Here is a 14,427-nt window from a genome sequence, read left to right on the forward strand (position 1 = left end):
GGCGTTTTGTATTCGCAAGTACTAAGGCGACCAAAAAGCGACATAAACTACTCACCACTGCGCTATTTATGCCGCAGTCACCTTGGTAGCCCTTGCGCACCGCAATTGTGCAATACAGCCAGCATGTTCTGCTTCTCGTCACGCGTTACAGTAAGCCCATACTTATATTTGACCGCAATTTGACGAGCCACATATTCGCATCTAAATGATTTGTTAGAAGGAAGCCAGTACGCTGCAGAAGCAGATCCTTTTTCTTGATTTGCCGCGCCTTGCACAGCAAGTAAATTAAGCATATCGTTGCCAAATTTCAACCTTTTTGAAGCATTCCAATTCCAAGCCCCAGATTCCCAAGCGTTTTGCAAAGCAACAACGTGATCTATTTGCACCAAAGCGCTGGTTTTACGGCCACGTACGAAATTAATATCCAATCCAGTGTACGGATCATGAAGAAGCCCTGAGCGCACTTTGCACGAGCCAGCGTACTTGTATTTCACGTTTCGCAAATCGCGAGCTAAAACATCTTCTCTAACATCGCAACCGTTGCCATCTTCATCCGTAGTGCGATACCCAAATACTTGACGCTCGTAGCCTTTGTGATACGGTTTCGCTACACGAAGCTTTTTAAGCGCTTTAGCAGCATCTCCACTTGCTTCGTATTCACCAGTAATCTTGCCTACATTGTTACTAATCTTTGGCAAAAGTAAGCCAACAGCAACGCCAATTAGTACAGCAAGTATAATCATCCAAAAAATTGCAGCTAACTGTCTTTTTGAAAATTTACGCTGCTTGTGACTATACATACTATTTACCAGATGCTCCAGCTGCTGCAGCTGCCCTACCAGCCGCTTTACCAGCTTTACCAGCTTTACCACTCGTTCTTACCATCGAAGGTATACGCTGCAAAACAACGTCAATAACTTGCTGAATCATAATCACAAGCAACACCATTGCCATAACAGCATATACTGTGCTCCATGCTGGAAGATTCGTTGGAACAGGATGAATAGTATTTGCCACAACCAGCGCCGCAGCAGCAATACTTGCCAACGCCAAAGCTAGTATAAACGAGGAGATGCCGGCTATTTTACGTGCTAAACGCATGTCTTGTTGCGAAACTTTTTTCATTGAAGCAATCATTCTATTTACACAATGCTCACCTTGACGGAAAGCAAGAATCTCATCAATACCAAGCTCAATATCGTTCACTTCGCACTCAACATCATTCTTTTCATGACGAAGCTTATTTACAACATGTTTTGAACGAATAAGCAAGTATCTAGGCAGCACAAACACAATAATCAAGCATGCTGCAATCGCAATATAAGATAAGTTTTTGTTGAAATAGTAAAGCACAACAATTAGCGGAATAACAGCGCAAACCATTCCAACATTCATACTTATATGAGCCTTATGCCAACGCTCGTTATGAATGTCTAAACCTGCAAAAGAAATCACAAGAGTAAAAGCTCTAATAGCCATGCATAAAACAGCAACCATAACGCATTGTTGCATTACAAAACCAAAGATTGGTCTGCCAGCAACAGCAAACATTGCAGAAACAATAGTTACAGGAATACACACTGTTGCCGCAAAATTAAGTGCTGTAATAAACGTAGAAAGAATAGCAAAAATAGCGCGCTTAAACTTGGAAATGTTACGCTTGCTAGATTCGGAAATAACAGCAGAAATAGGTGCGATATTTTTTATTTGCACACTTGCTTGCGATTTTTGAATTTCGCCCGACTTACTATCCAAAATATGCCTATAAGATTCCACAGTAACTTTAGCATCCGCAGAAGTGCAACCAGCATCGTTAGGCATTAAAACTATTACAGTTGCAGAGCGCGCAACTCTACGCAAAATCTTAATAATTTTTTCGGCTTCTGATTCGCTAATATCTTGCGCACAATAGTCGAAAATGTAAACAGGAGTGTGACGAAGTAAAGCGCGCGCAAGAATAATTCGACGAATAATATCTTCCGGATTGTATGCTGAATCAGGATTATTTAGCAAACGATCAATAGGAATATCTAATCCGTCATAATCTGCATAAACAACGCCATCTACTCTAGCAGCTCGCAAAGCATCCCACATAGCAGTAGTTGTTGCATTTGGAGCAGCAAGAAGTAAGTTTTCGCGCAAAGTCATGGAAAACAGGTGACTTTTTTCGCTAACAACAGTAACAATATCTGCAAGAGCACCATAAGTAGCATCATTTAGAGAAAGATACGAAGAATTTCCGCCTTCCCCAAAAGTATCAAGCGAAACAAATGGAGAATTATCATCTTCCTGAACTTCGTAACGATCGCTATAAGACAGCAATACGTCGGCGTTTTTGTTAAACCCAGTTCCAGAAAGTATGTACGAGTGCATATCAGACTGATATTTGCTTGGAACTACTTGAAGCTCACCAGAGCGCGCAACTATAGATAGACGCTCAAATTCGTTATTATTACTACCATTGCATTTAATATCGCAGCGCATGCGCAGAGCAATATTCGTAGAACCATCTGGCAAAGATAATGTTGAACCGTCATCACTAAAAGCTATTGGAGCGTTAGAATCTGTTACAGTACGCAATAAAGACTCAACGTGCTCCATTCCAAGCACAGCATCACGAATAACATGCATATACTTGCTAACAGCTCTAAACGGCTGGACACTAAGCATTAGCAAAGGCATTGTTAGCAACGCTGCAGCAAGACCAACGCCTTTTACACTAGATAACCAAACCGTAGCAACAATCGCTATTGCAGCAATAACATAAGAGCACAACGCACTAACGCAACGCCAAAATGCATAACGCATAAGCAAAACTAGCACAAGAGACGCAATATTAAACATTGCAGATATAGCGCAAATGCCAGCAATAGCAGGATTTACCGTGCATAGCACAGCAGAAATAACTACTGGAATAGGAATAGCCGCAACGATTTGAGGCACAAGAACGGCAATAAAACGCTGAATTGCAGAAATATCGTCATTTACTGAAAAATTTACAAAATCTCCAGTTTCTTCAATATTTGCAGATCTTAAAGATAGCATTGCATGAAGCATTTTTGGACGCAAACGCATTGCAACACGCGACTCAATATCTGTTTGCATAGTCGAAGACCAGTGAAAAGCCGCGTATTTTATAAAAATAATAGCAACTAAAGCAATAATATACGAAGTAAATTCAACAGAACTCATTAAAGAAGTTCCAACTGAACGAACTGGGCGAAGAACTGGAGAGAGCATTCCAACACAAACGTAAGCAAATGCAATATTCATAAGATAAGAAATCGCTAGGCACGCCGACCTTAAAGCAACTAAATGCTTAATTCCTGGAACGAACGCAAAACAGCGATTTATCATCTCCTGATCCTTTTCTTCATTACGAATACTCATTGCAAATTTTTCCAAAAATAAGTTCCCCCACCGCTTTTAAGATTACGCTTCACACACACCATCAACACGCCGGCTACCGCTAAATTATGTTGATTTTAAGCCGTTCTGGAGCTTTGAAACATTCGCCAAAAAGAAGGCAATTTAACATTTGCGTAGATTTGGCAAGAACAATCTACACTTATTAAAACTTGTTTATAAATTCACTTGTTTATAAATTCACTTGTTTATAAATTCCAAGACAGTCTGTGCAAATCGCTAGGCCCTACTTCTTTAATTGCGTTTCGATGAGCTAACGAACCGTAGCCTTTATTATGCGCCCAATCGTAGGCTTCATATTGCGGTTTTTTAGATAACATCACCATAAGATTATCTCTTGTAACTTTTGCCAAAACTGCAGCAGCCGCAACACTTGCACATTGACGATCTGCCTTCACAAGAGTATGCACTTTTACAGGAATCGGCACAAATGGTGCGTCAAAAGTGTTGGCAACTTTATCAATGTAGTCGCATGGACCATCCAATATTGCTGCAATACGAGTGTTTTCTTTTTTACTTATTTGAATATCTTCCTCGACTTTTGCGATTGCTTTCAAAGCCGCAACGCCAAGCGCATAACTAATACCCCACTCATCTATTTCTTTATTAGTACAAGATCCAACAGCCCAAGAAGTACACCATTTTTGAAGAGGATTAAATAAGTCTTCTCGACGACGCTCAGTAAGTAGTTTAGAATCAGCTAAACCTTCAGGAATTGTTTGCGCTTCGATTTGATTTTTACAAATAGCGGCAGCTCCAACCATTACCGGACCTGCAAGAGATCCGCGGCCAACTTCATCTAGGCCAATAATCCAATCATAACCTTCGCAAAGCAAGCTTTTTTCATTATCAAGAGATGGCGTAAGAGGTATTTTAGAAGATTCTTTCGGCATAATTAAGACTTTACTTGCATAAGTTTAATTTACAAGTTTAATTCGCGATTTAATTTCGGATTAGTTGTTGTTTAATTTCGGTTTAATTCGCAGATTTGCTTGGAACATCGTCAAAAGCATCATGATGCTCGTCCAAAAAACCAATTCGATCCAAAGGCCACGTACGGAACACTGCAACGCCCTCGATTTTAGAAATCGGCACCAAACCATCATCCCCATCGTTACGATGGTAGCGAGAATCTGCAGAATTAGCACGATTATCTCCAAGAACAAAAACATGCCCAGCTTTAACCTTTACCTTAAAAGGAAAAGCACTTGGGTCAACACCAGGACGAATGTAAGCAGATTCGCGAACCGGAACACCGTTAACCGTAACAGGCTCCCCCGCACCCTTACATTCCACAGTATCTCCAGGCAAACCAATAAGACGCTTAATCAAATCCTTGCCAACTAAACCATTAGAAGATTCTCCACTTAGCCAATGAGCAGGATCTTCAAAAACTACAATATCTCCGCGATGCAGAGGAAATACTCTAGGAGTTAGCTTTGATGTAACAACGTAATCACCAATGTGAATAGTGTCAAGCATAGAACCGGAAGGAATAGTGTACGCGCCGAGCAAAAACAGGCGAATAATTAACACTACAAAAACTGGAATACCAAACCAAACTAAAGCGTCTTTAAGAGAAAAATGATCTCCGCTTTTTTGATTACGAGCATGAGCAAAACGTTTGATATTTCGGCTCTCTTTACTATTTTTTTTGTTTTTTCTATTTTTCCTAAAACCGCCAAAACCGGAAGGCTCATAACCTTCCGGTTCAGGTGGAACCGGTGAAGGATCTACACCATGACCCGCTACAGCAACGATGTGAGTATCGCTAATTTGCGTGCCATCAGACATAATTTAATCCTTCACTTTAAGGTTGATTTACTTAGCAGCGCTGTTATCACGACGCTCGGCAATACGAGCAGCCTTACCACGCAAAGCGCGCAAGTAGTAAAGCTTAGCGCGACGAACGCGACCGCTACGAACCAGCTTAATCGAATCGATAGCTGGGGAATGAAGTGGGAAACGACGCTCAACACCAGTACCGAAGCTCACCTTACGCACAACGAAAGTTTCACGCACGCCAGCACCCTTACGAGCAATCACCACACCGGTGAAGGTCTGAATACGAGTGTTGTTACCTTCCTGAATCTTAACGTTAACGTCAACAGTGTCGCCAGGACGGAAAGCTGGGATTTCCTCAGCTGCCTTAAGATGCTTAGCATCAAATGCTTCTACAGCATTTACCATAATATTCCTCCATCGCCGCCGCATACCGACGCATAGTAAGCGTTAGCAGCAAATGCGCTACGCAATTTTCCCCAAAAAGTTCGCTTTTTAGGGGGCTTTCGATCCGCGCAATCTTAAATAAGAAGCGACTAGACCTAAAGATAAAAGAACTATGCGGCATCCTTTTATCGAAAGCATACAAGTATCAAATTTATGCACAATAATGGACATTATTAATGAGCAGTATTGCACACTATTTCAAGCTATTTCAAGCTATTTCAAGCTATTTTAGCGTGCAACACCGTCCAAAGGAGCAGTTTCAACAGTACGAGTCAACTCGTCATCGTCGGCATCGTAATCAAACAACTCACCGTAACGACCCCAGCTAATCGCAATATCAAACTGCTGACGAGCAAGCGCATCCGTATGCTTACTGCGCAACAAATCCAAAATCAACTCGCCACGAAGCTTACCGTTGCGGTTACGACTCAAAGCCTGATCAATTGCGTGAACAAGAGGCGCATGCTCAATAGCTAGTCGCGCAAAAACTTGCTTACTATGCAAAATGTCGGCGTTATGCCATTCTTCACCAGCAGAAGTAATAGTAATATGGCCGTTTTCTGCGGTAAGAAGATTAAGCATTGTTCCAGCATCAACAAGCGGGAACAAATCGTCGATTTCAAACGACAAGTCTGCTGCCAAATCAGCCAAATCAATTCCGTCTGGATTTTCTGAAATAACGTCAAGCAAACCTGCCATACCGCCTGGGGTTGCGTTTGGAAGCAAACGAACCGACACAGGCTCTGCCTTCGACTCTCCAGATTCAGCTTCATCTTCGCCTTGCTTGTCTTCATCCTCATCGTCATGATGACGCTGAATAAGCATATCTGCAATTGCTGCAGCTTCGTTATCTTCAGCATCCTCAGTATCTGCAGCTTGAGTTTGGTTCTGCAAATCATTAGACTGTGAACTCTCCTGCTCAGAAGCACTTTCCGGAGCAGAACCGGTCAAAATAGCGTACAGATTATCAACCATAGCCTCAAATTCAGCACTGTGCTTATCTCGAGGGCGAGGCAAATCAACCTGAACGTCTGCAATTAGGTGACCCGGATGTGAACCTAAAACAACCACACGGTCAGCCATTTGCACAGCTTCTTCAATATTGTGCGTAACAATAAGCACAGACTTAATATCGCGCTCCTCGCTAGACCAAAGCTTAAGAACTTCCTGGCGCAAGTTTTCTGCAGTAAGAACATCGAGTGCGGAGAACGGCTCATCCATAAAAAGCGCATCCGGTCGCAAAACCAACGCACGCGCAATACCTACGCGCTGACGCATACCGCCGGAAAGCTCCTTTGGGTAAGCTGTTTCAAAGCCGTCCAAACCGATTGCGTCAATTGCAGCGAGCGCAAGTTCAGTGCGCTTTTCTTTGCTAACACCTCTAGCTCGCAAACCAAGCTCCACATTGTCTTGCACGGTAAGCCACGGCATAAGAGCAAAGGTTTGAAATACGATTGCAACCCCCGGGTTTGGGCCTGTAAGCTCACGACCACGATACGTTACTGTGCCTTCTGTTGGCTGCACAAGACCAGCCATTGTGCGAAGGAAGGTTGATTTTCCAGCACCGGAACGTCCCAAAATTGCTACGATTTCGCCTTCTCGAAGAGTGAAAGAAATATCGTGCAAAACATGCTGAGTTGTACCGCTGTCGGAAGTGAAGCTTTGACTGATGTGCTTTGCGTCGATAATATCGCTTGTAATTGAGGATTGCACTGTTTTTGCATTGCTTTTCAAAGTATTCATAATTTTGCCAATCTGTTTTATAAAATTTGTTATTTTAGCTGATCCAGTTAGATGATTTAATTAGTTGATTTAATTCAGCTAATTCAATACGTAGCGTTTTTCGGAAATACGTTGTAGAGGCGACCAGAATAGTCGATTACTTAAAACAACAATTAAGCTCATAACAGTTACGCCAACCAGAGTGCGAGCAGTATCTCCCATAGTAGTTGCGTTGGTAATATAAGCACCCAAACCTGCAGTAGACATATGATGCTTACCGTATTCAACGATTTCCGACACAATCGAAGCGTTCCAAGCGCCACCTGCAGCTGTAATACCGCCGGTGCACCAAGAACCGAAAATAGAAGGCAAAATAAGCGTCTTCCAACGTAAAACTCGAGCCAGCCTAAAGCTGCGTGTCATTTCACGCAAATCATCTGGAATAGCGCTAGCGCCAGCAATAACATTGAAAAGAATGTACCATTGCGTGCCAAGAGCCATCAAAATAATACTTCCCCAACCCAAGTCAATGTGCCAAGCCATAAACAAAGCCATTGCAAATGGGAATATAAAGTTTGCTGGGAAGCTGGCAAGAATCTGCACAATAGGCTGCATAATTCTAGAAATCTTTGGATTCATGCCAATTAAAACACCAACTGGAACCCAAATAAGCGAGCTAATAAGAATCAAAACAGCAACTCGCACAAAAGTAATTCCGCCAAGCATGCCTGCTGTAATAAACTCTTGCAATCCTGCAGTTGTATGCACAAAGTAAAGCATATGCACCACACCTGCTGCAACAATAAGGAACATTAAAACGTTAAACGCCCAGTCTCCAAACTTGCGCTGCGAAGCTTTATGAGGCCACTTAGCTCCTGTGCGGCCAAGCGGACGAGTAATCTTTTCTAGCCACTCTCTAATTGGCAAGAAAAGCTTGCTAATAACCTCATCCGCGTGAGAATGACGAATAAGCGTCAAAATAGCGCTGTGACGCTCATTGTCCGAAGCGCTCTGCGTAATTCGGAAACGCTCAGCCCATGCAGTAAGTGGCTTCCACAAGAAGAAGTCAAGCGCCAAAACAACCACAACCATAGAAGCAATTGCCCACCAAATATTCCCGAGCTTATTATCTGCAGCAGATTGTGCAACAAAGCTACCGATGCCAGGAAGAGCATAAGTGTGATTATTAACGGAAATCATTTCCGAAGCGGTAAGGAAGAACCATCCGCCACCAACAGACATCATGCAGTTCCAAAGCAGCGGAATCATTGCGTTTGGCATATCTAAAACCCAGAAGCGCTGCCAATGCGTAAGTTTAAGGCTACGAACCGCCTCGTCTAACTCCTTCGGCTCGCTAAGCAACGAACGGTGGAAGGAAAAAGTCATATTCCACGCTTGGCTTGTAAAAATAGCGAAAATCGAAGCAGCTTCAACGCCCAGCATCGATCCAGGGAAAATCACCAACCAAATGGTAACCGTCGCCGAAAGGAAGCCCAAAATTGGCACGGACTGCAAAATATCCAAAAGCGGAATAAGCACCTTGCCAAGCCTTCGACTTCGAGCTGCAAGAGAGCCATAAACAATAGTAAAAATAAGAGATGCCACTAGCGCAAGAAGCATACGAAACACTGAGCGCAAAGTGTAGTACGGAAGATTAATTAAGTCGGTAGACACTTTAGAAGGAATACCGCTTGGACCAATCGGCTGATTTATGCGCTGAATAAGGAAAGCAGTTACGCCAAAAACAGCAATAATGCCTACGCACACAATAATATCGGACCAGAAGCGAGTGTTCTCGTCAACCTGTGCGCCTGCGCCTTCCTTGCGCGAAGTTGTGAATACGGTCATAATAAAGTCCTCTAATAGGAACTAAAGGCTTATTTACCTTTACTTATATTTTATTAAATCTTTTTCAGATTTATTTTTAGATTGATTTATGTAGCCGTATCACCATTGATTGCTTTTTAAGCTCAAGAATTGCAGCTTACTTTTTATTTTTTCGCAAGTCTCCAAGTAAGTTTTGCAGATTTCGTAAGTTTTATTTTTGCAATCTTTGCAACCTAAATGCGGTGATTGCCGGCTTCATATATTCAGGAGGAACGTCCGAACTACTACTGCCAATAGCGTCAGAACCTTCACTCGTAGTGCAAGTACTAGAATTATGACTATTACTGTCATGTTTCACGGCAAATCACCTCCTTAACGCCGTGCTAATTATAAATAACGATTAAACCCGTGTCAAGGCACACTGCACATAGAGAAATTTAGTCAAAGCTATTTATTCTGTAATAAACAAAGCTTGCAATTCAGGCAACAAAGCACGCAAAGCGTGGCCGCGGTGAGAAATACTATTCTTCTCTTCCTGAGTAAGCTCAGCGCTAGTTAAACCTTCCATTTGAACGCCGTCACGAATAGGCTGCTCGTCTGGAACAAAAAGCGGATCGTAGCCAAAACCGTTAGTTCCGCGCTCTTCGCGAAGAAGATGACCAATCATCTCCCCCATTCTAACCGTTTCAAAACCGTGAGTGTGCAGCATAACACTGCCCTCAGGAACTTCACTACAAGCATCTGGAATAGCAAGAGCAGCCGCACAACGAAAACGAGCTGTTAAGAACCGATCAGGAATATCCGAAAGCTGCTTAAGAAGAAGAGCATTATTAGCTTTATCGTCACCATGAACTCCGCTCCAACGAGCAGACAAAATTCCAGGAGCCGCGCCAAGAACATCAACAATAATGCCCGAATCATCCGCAATAGCAGGTAAGCCAGTTCTTGAAGCAACATCTCGAGCTTTAAGCAACGCATTCTGCTCAAAAGTAACTCCGGTTTCCACAGGATCTGGCAAACCAAGAGAACCCGCAGTAATAAGTTCAAACCTGTCTGCTAACTGATTTAACTGTTCAGCTAAAATACGCTTAATTTCAACGAGTTTTCCCTCATTATGTGTTGCCACAACAAGTTTCACGCCCGCTCTCCTTCAATCTGTTTACTATTTTGCTAAAGCAGCCTTTTGCGCTTTCTGCAGCTCACGATTACCTTTTGTTGCTAAATCAAGTAAAGTATTTAATTCGTCGCGATTAAACGGACGATGCTCAGCAGTTCCCTGAATTTCAATAAACGTACCGGAACCAGTCATAGCAACGTTCATATCTGTCATAGCCTGACTGTCTTCAACATAAGGCAAATCAAGCATAGGAGTTCCGTTAATAACGCCTACTGAAACCGCCGAAACAGCATCTTTAATAACGCTTGCAGCGGAACGAATATGACCATTCTTTTCAGCCCAATTAAGAGCATCTACCAATGCTACATAAGCTCCAGTTACGGAAGCCGTGCGAGTTCCGCCATCTGCCTGCAAAACATCGCAATCGATTTGAATCTGGCACTCACCCATGGCTTTCATATCGACAACTCCACGCAAGCAGCGACCAATAAGACGACTGATTTCATGCGTGCGACCGCCAATTTTTCCGCGCACAGATTCTCGATCGGTACGCTCAGCAGTAGCTCGAGGAAGCATAGAATATTCGGCAGTTACCCACCCTAATCCGGAATCTCTGCGCCAACGAGGAACACCAACAGTAAAAGTTGCAGTGCACATAACGCGCGTATTCCCGCACTCAATAAGCACAGAGCCTTCAGGAACGTCAGTAAATTTACGTGTAATTCGCACAGGGCGAAGCTCGTCAACGTCACGACCGTCTACGCGAATTGGTTTTACAGATTCCAGCATATCCTTGATTTGAGCCATAATCCACAAATTTAGCACGTGGCTGTTATCTTCTAATCACTGCAGCTGATCAGAAAGTTCCATCCACTCTTCTTCAAGATCGCTAGTTTCTTGCGCATTTTGTTGCAATTCTTCGTTAAGAGCTTGAAGACCAACGAAGTCACTCGGATCGTGAGAAGCCATTTGAGACTCAATATTTGATTTTTGATCTTCAAGTTTTGCAAGTTTTCGCTCAATTGCTGCCACGCGTCTTGTGGCATCATGGTAGGCTTTACCAGTAAGTTTCGGCGCACTTACTGAAGCTGCACTTGCTGCACTTGCTGAATTTATTTCGCTATTTCCGCTATTTTTGTTATTTTCGCTACTTTCGTTACTTTCGTTACTATTTTGCGTTTTTGCAGAATTAATATTATTTTCGTGCTCGCGCTGCAATTTTTCTACAATTTGCAAATACTCGTCTACACCGCCAGGAAGATGACGGATTTTGCCATCAATCAGCGCAAACTGCTGATCAGTTACGCGCTCAAGCAAGTAGCGATCGTGCGAAACCACAATAAGCGTGCCAGGCCAAGTATCAAGCAAATCTTCCATAACAGCCAGCATGTCGGTATCTAAATCATTACCAGGCTCGTCCATAATCAGCACATTTGGCTCGTCTAGCAAAATAAGCAGCAGCTGCATACGCCTTTTTTGACCGCCCGAAAGATCCGCAATCGGAGTCATAAGCTGTTCCGGCTTAAAACCAAGACGCTCCATAAGCTGACCGGGAGTAACTTCTTTGCCGTCAATAATGTAGCTTGGCTTGTAGCGGCTTAAAACTTCCTTAACCTTATATTTTCCAAGTTTTTCAAGCTCTTCGAGGCGCTGCGAAAGCACAGCAAATTTTACGGTTTTACCAATGTTCACGCGACCAACCGTAGGTTTTAGCGAGCCGTCAATAATGCTTAATAGCGTTGATTTTCCGGCACCATTTGCGCCAACAATTCCGAAACGATCTCCAGGACCGATTAGCCATGTTGCATCGTCGAGAATCATGCGGCCGGTAATAGTTTTTCGCTCTGCTGCAGCAGTTTCCGGATTTTCTTCAGAAAGATTTTCTTGATTTTCGTCGACTGCAATCGTAACGCTTCCTACGTGAGTTGGTTGCGCAAAAGCAGATTCTACAATGTCTACTTTATTTGATTTTTCTGCAGTAGCAGCGCTTTCTGCAATATCAGGATCAATATTTTTTAGCTGATTAGCATCGTCAAAAATTTGCGTAACATCAATCAAATCAACAACTTGCTTGCCAAGACGCGAAGTTGCCATTTTCTTCAATTCTAAAGTATTGCGCATTGGAGGCACGTCTGCAATAAGCTCGCGAGCCTGCTTTACGTGGAACTTCTGCTTAGTAGAACGCGCACGAGCACCGCGTGAAAGCCATGCCAACTCTTTTCTGGCCAAATTTCTGCGACGCTCCTCGCGCACATCCGCCTGACGCTCCCTTTCAACTCGCTGAAGCATGTACGCGCTGTAGCCGCCTTCAAACGGGTCTATTACGCCGTCGTGAACTTCCCACATCGAAGTGCAAACCTCATCTAAGAACCAGCGATCGTGAGTCACAATCAAAAGCGCACCCTGGCCGTCTTGCCAACGGTGGAGCAGGTGCTCAGCAAGCCAGTGAATTGTCACAACATCCAAATGGTTCGTAGGCTCATCCAAAGCCAAAATATCCCAGTCATGAAGAAGCAATCTTGCCAAATCAGCTCGCCTGCGCTGACCGCCAGAAAGCGTACCAACTTTTGCTTCCAAATTGATTCCGCCAAGAAGGGCTTCCACGATTTCGCGAGAGCGCGGGTCTGCAGCCCACTCGTAATCCTCACGATTTTCCAAAGCGGCCTTACGCACAGTTGCGTTATCATCTAAAGGATCGCGCTGGTCTAGCATGCCAAAAGTAAGCCCTCCACGCTTAGTTACGCGACCGGAATCAGGCTGCATTTTACCGGCAAGCATTCGAAGTAGCGTTGACTTTCCGTCGCCATTTCGACCAACAATACCAATCCTGTCGCCTTCAAAAACACCTTGAGTTACATCAGTAAAAATCGTTTTTGTAGCAAACTCTAGCGAAACTCGTTCTAATCCCAAATCATACGTAGGCATAATGCACAAATATAGCTGCAGACTTCTACGAACAGATTTAATCTAACTTGATCTAAAAGCGTGCGTGTTGGCAATGTGGACTATAATAGTGCTGTTATGAAGACTCAAAATAATCAAGAAAATCAGCACAATACGAAGAGTGCGCATAAAGCAAGTGGAGTTTTAAGATTAGACGACGGCGAGGCTCGCGCTGGTGACCCAACTCAGGAGCTTTTAGACGCTTTAGGCACAACTATTTCTCCGGATCTTTTGGTAGAAGCGCTTACGCATCGCTCGTTTTCGCACGAGCATCCAGGTACTAGAAATTATGAGCGACTTGAGTTTTTGGGAGATGCTGTTTTAGAGCTCGTGTCTACAGAAACGCTATTTTCTGCGCATCCAGATATGACTGAAGGTCAACTTGCGAAGATGCGAGCGAAAGCTGTGTCTGAATGGGCGCTTTCTGCTGTTGCGCGCGAAAAGCTGCATGTTGGGCCGTATATTTTACTCGGCCGCGGCGAAATGGAGCAGGGCGGAAATAATAAGGATTCGATTCTTTGCGATATTGTTGAGGCGCTTATTGGCGCAACTTTTGTTGAACACGGTATTGATGAAGCGCGCGCTGTGGTGCATCGTTTGATTGATGACACTTTGGCGGAAGTTTTAACAGAAGGCCCAGCGCTTGATTGGAAGACTTCGCTTACGGTTAAGGCGCACGATATGGGCTTAGAAGATCCTGAGTATCGTATGGCTGTTTCTGGGCCTGAATATGCTCCAGTTTTTGAGGCGCGAGCAGTTCTTGCGCACAAGGACGGCGACGAAGTTCTTGGCGTTGGAAGCGGATCTAGCAAACGTAAAGCGCAACTTGCGGCTGCAGAAGTCGCTTGGCACGCGCTCGACGCGCGCGCGAATTCCACTAACGAGTGAATGCTCCAAACGCGAGACAGTAATCTCACAAATGGAGCGCAGAGCAACAATAAACCCTCCAAATGCGAGAAACTTTCCTCACGTTTGGAGCGCCACACCAGACCAAACCCTCCAAACACGAGATAAAATTCCCACGTTTGGAGCGCCACACCAGACCAAACCCTCCAAACACGAGATAAAATTCCCACGTTTGGAGCGCCACACCAGACCAAACCCTCCAAACACGAGATAAAATTCCCACGTTTGGAGCGCCACACCAGACCAAACCCTCCAAA

10 protein-coding genes and 4 pseudogenes are annotated in these 14,427 nt (G+C 43.8%); 1 reads left to right on the forward strand and 13 read right to left on the reverse strand.

All coding sequences use genetic code 11. The features are described 5' to 3' along the window. Window positions 1-77 precede the first annotated feature (77 nt). The 13 genes and pseudogenes from ACLD5M_RS01825 to ACLD5M_RS01885 form a co-directional block, all read right to left on the reverse strand. Window positions 78-800, reverse strand: coding sequence for an HNH endonuclease family protein (locus tag ACLD5M_RS01825; RefSeq protein WP_410314454.1), 723 nt, complete (start codon window positions 798-800; stop codon window positions 78-80). 1 nt (window position 801) lies between these two features. Next, complete coding sequence (locus ACLD5M_RS01830; RefSeq protein WP_410314539.1) at window positions 802-3,357, reverse strand: ABC transporter; 2,556 nt, start codon at window positions 3,355-3,357, stop codon at window positions 802-804. 257 nt (window positions 3,358-3,614) lie between these two features. Then, a complete protein-coding gene (locus tag ACLD5M_RS01835) occupies window positions 3,615-4,319 on the reverse strand; it encodes a ribonuclease HII (RefSeq protein ID WP_410314455.1) in 705 nt (234 codons plus the stop codon). Between the two features lie 82 nt (window positions 4,320-4,401). Further along, on the reverse strand, window positions 4,402-5,220 hold the full coding sequence (lepB, locus tag ACLD5M_RS01840) for a signal peptidase I (protein WP_308582252.1): 819 nt from the start codon (window positions 5,218-5,220) through the stop codon (window positions 4,402-4,404). A 27-nt stretch (window positions 5,221-5,247) separates the two neighbouring features. After that, a complete protein-coding gene (gene rplS, locus ACLD5M_RS01845; protein WP_004127473.1) occupies window positions 5,248-5,616 on the reverse strand; it encodes a 50S ribosomal protein L19 in 369 nt (122 codons plus the stop codon). A 267-nt stretch (window positions 5,617-5,883) separates the two neighbouring features. Beyond that, a pseudogene (locus ACLD5M_RS01850) lies at window positions 5,884-6,510 on the reverse strand (AAA-associated domain-containing protein); the annotation flags it as partial. Window positions 6,511-6,572: 62 nt separating this feature from the next. Beyond that, a pseudogene (locus ACLD5M_RS01855) lies at window positions 6,573-7,398 on the reverse strand (ABC transporter ATP-binding protein); the annotation flags it as partial. A gap of 78 nt (window positions 7,399-7,476) precedes the next feature. Then, window positions 7,477-9,225, reverse strand: coding sequence for an ABC transporter permease (locus ACLD5M_RS01860; RefSeq protein ID WP_102694593.1), 1,749 nt, complete (start codon window positions 9,223-9,225; stop codon window positions 7,477-7,479). 190 nt (window positions 9,226-9,415) lie between these two features. Beyond that, the gene (locus ACLD5M_RS01865) at window positions 9,416-9,562 is read right to left on the reverse strand and encodes a hypothetical protein (RefSeq protein ID WP_410314456.1); all 147 of its coding nucleotides are present in this window, start codon (window positions 9,560-9,562) and stop codon (window positions 9,416-9,418) included. A gap of 93 nt (window positions 9,563-9,655) precedes the next feature. Beyond that, window positions 9,656-10,342, reverse strand: coding sequence for a non-canonical purine NTP pyrophosphatase (locus ACLD5M_RS01870; RefSeq protein ID WP_410314457.1), 687 nt, complete (start codon window positions 10,340-10,342; stop codon window positions 9,656-9,658). A 24-nt stretch (window positions 10,343-10,366) separates the two neighbouring features. Continuing rightward, window positions 10,367-11,128, reverse strand: a complete 762-nt coding sequence (rph, locus tag ACLD5M_RS01875) for a ribonuclease PH (RefSeq protein WP_410314458.1) — start codon at window positions 11,126-11,128, stop codon at window positions 10,367-10,369. A gap of 36 nt (window positions 11,129-11,164) precedes the next feature. Then, window positions 11,165-11,401 (reverse strand): annotated as a pseudogene (locus tag ACLD5M_RS01880) (ABC transporter C-terminal domain-containing protein); the annotation flags it as partial. 140 nt (window positions 11,402-11,541) lie between these two features. Then, a pseudogene (locus ACLD5M_RS01885) lies at window positions 11,542-13,246 on the reverse strand (ABC-F family ATP-binding cassette domain-containing protein); the annotation flags it as partial. Between the two features lie 96 nt (window positions 13,247-13,342). On the opposite strand from ACLD5M_RS01885, the gene rnc reads away from it, so the two are divergent. Further along, window positions 13,343-14,152, forward strand: coding sequence for a ribonuclease III (gene rnc, locus ACLD5M_RS01890; RefSeq protein WP_410314459.1), 810 nt, complete (start codon window positions 13,343-13,345; stop codon window positions 14,150-14,152). Window positions 14,153-14,427 lie beyond the last annotated feature (275 nt).

It is taken from the genome of Gardnerella sp. Marseille-Q9185 (assembly GCF_046508745.1).
Lineage (GTDB): Bacteria > Actinomycetota > Actinomycetes > Actinomycetales > Bifidobacteriaceae > Bifidobacterium > Bifidobacterium greenwoodii.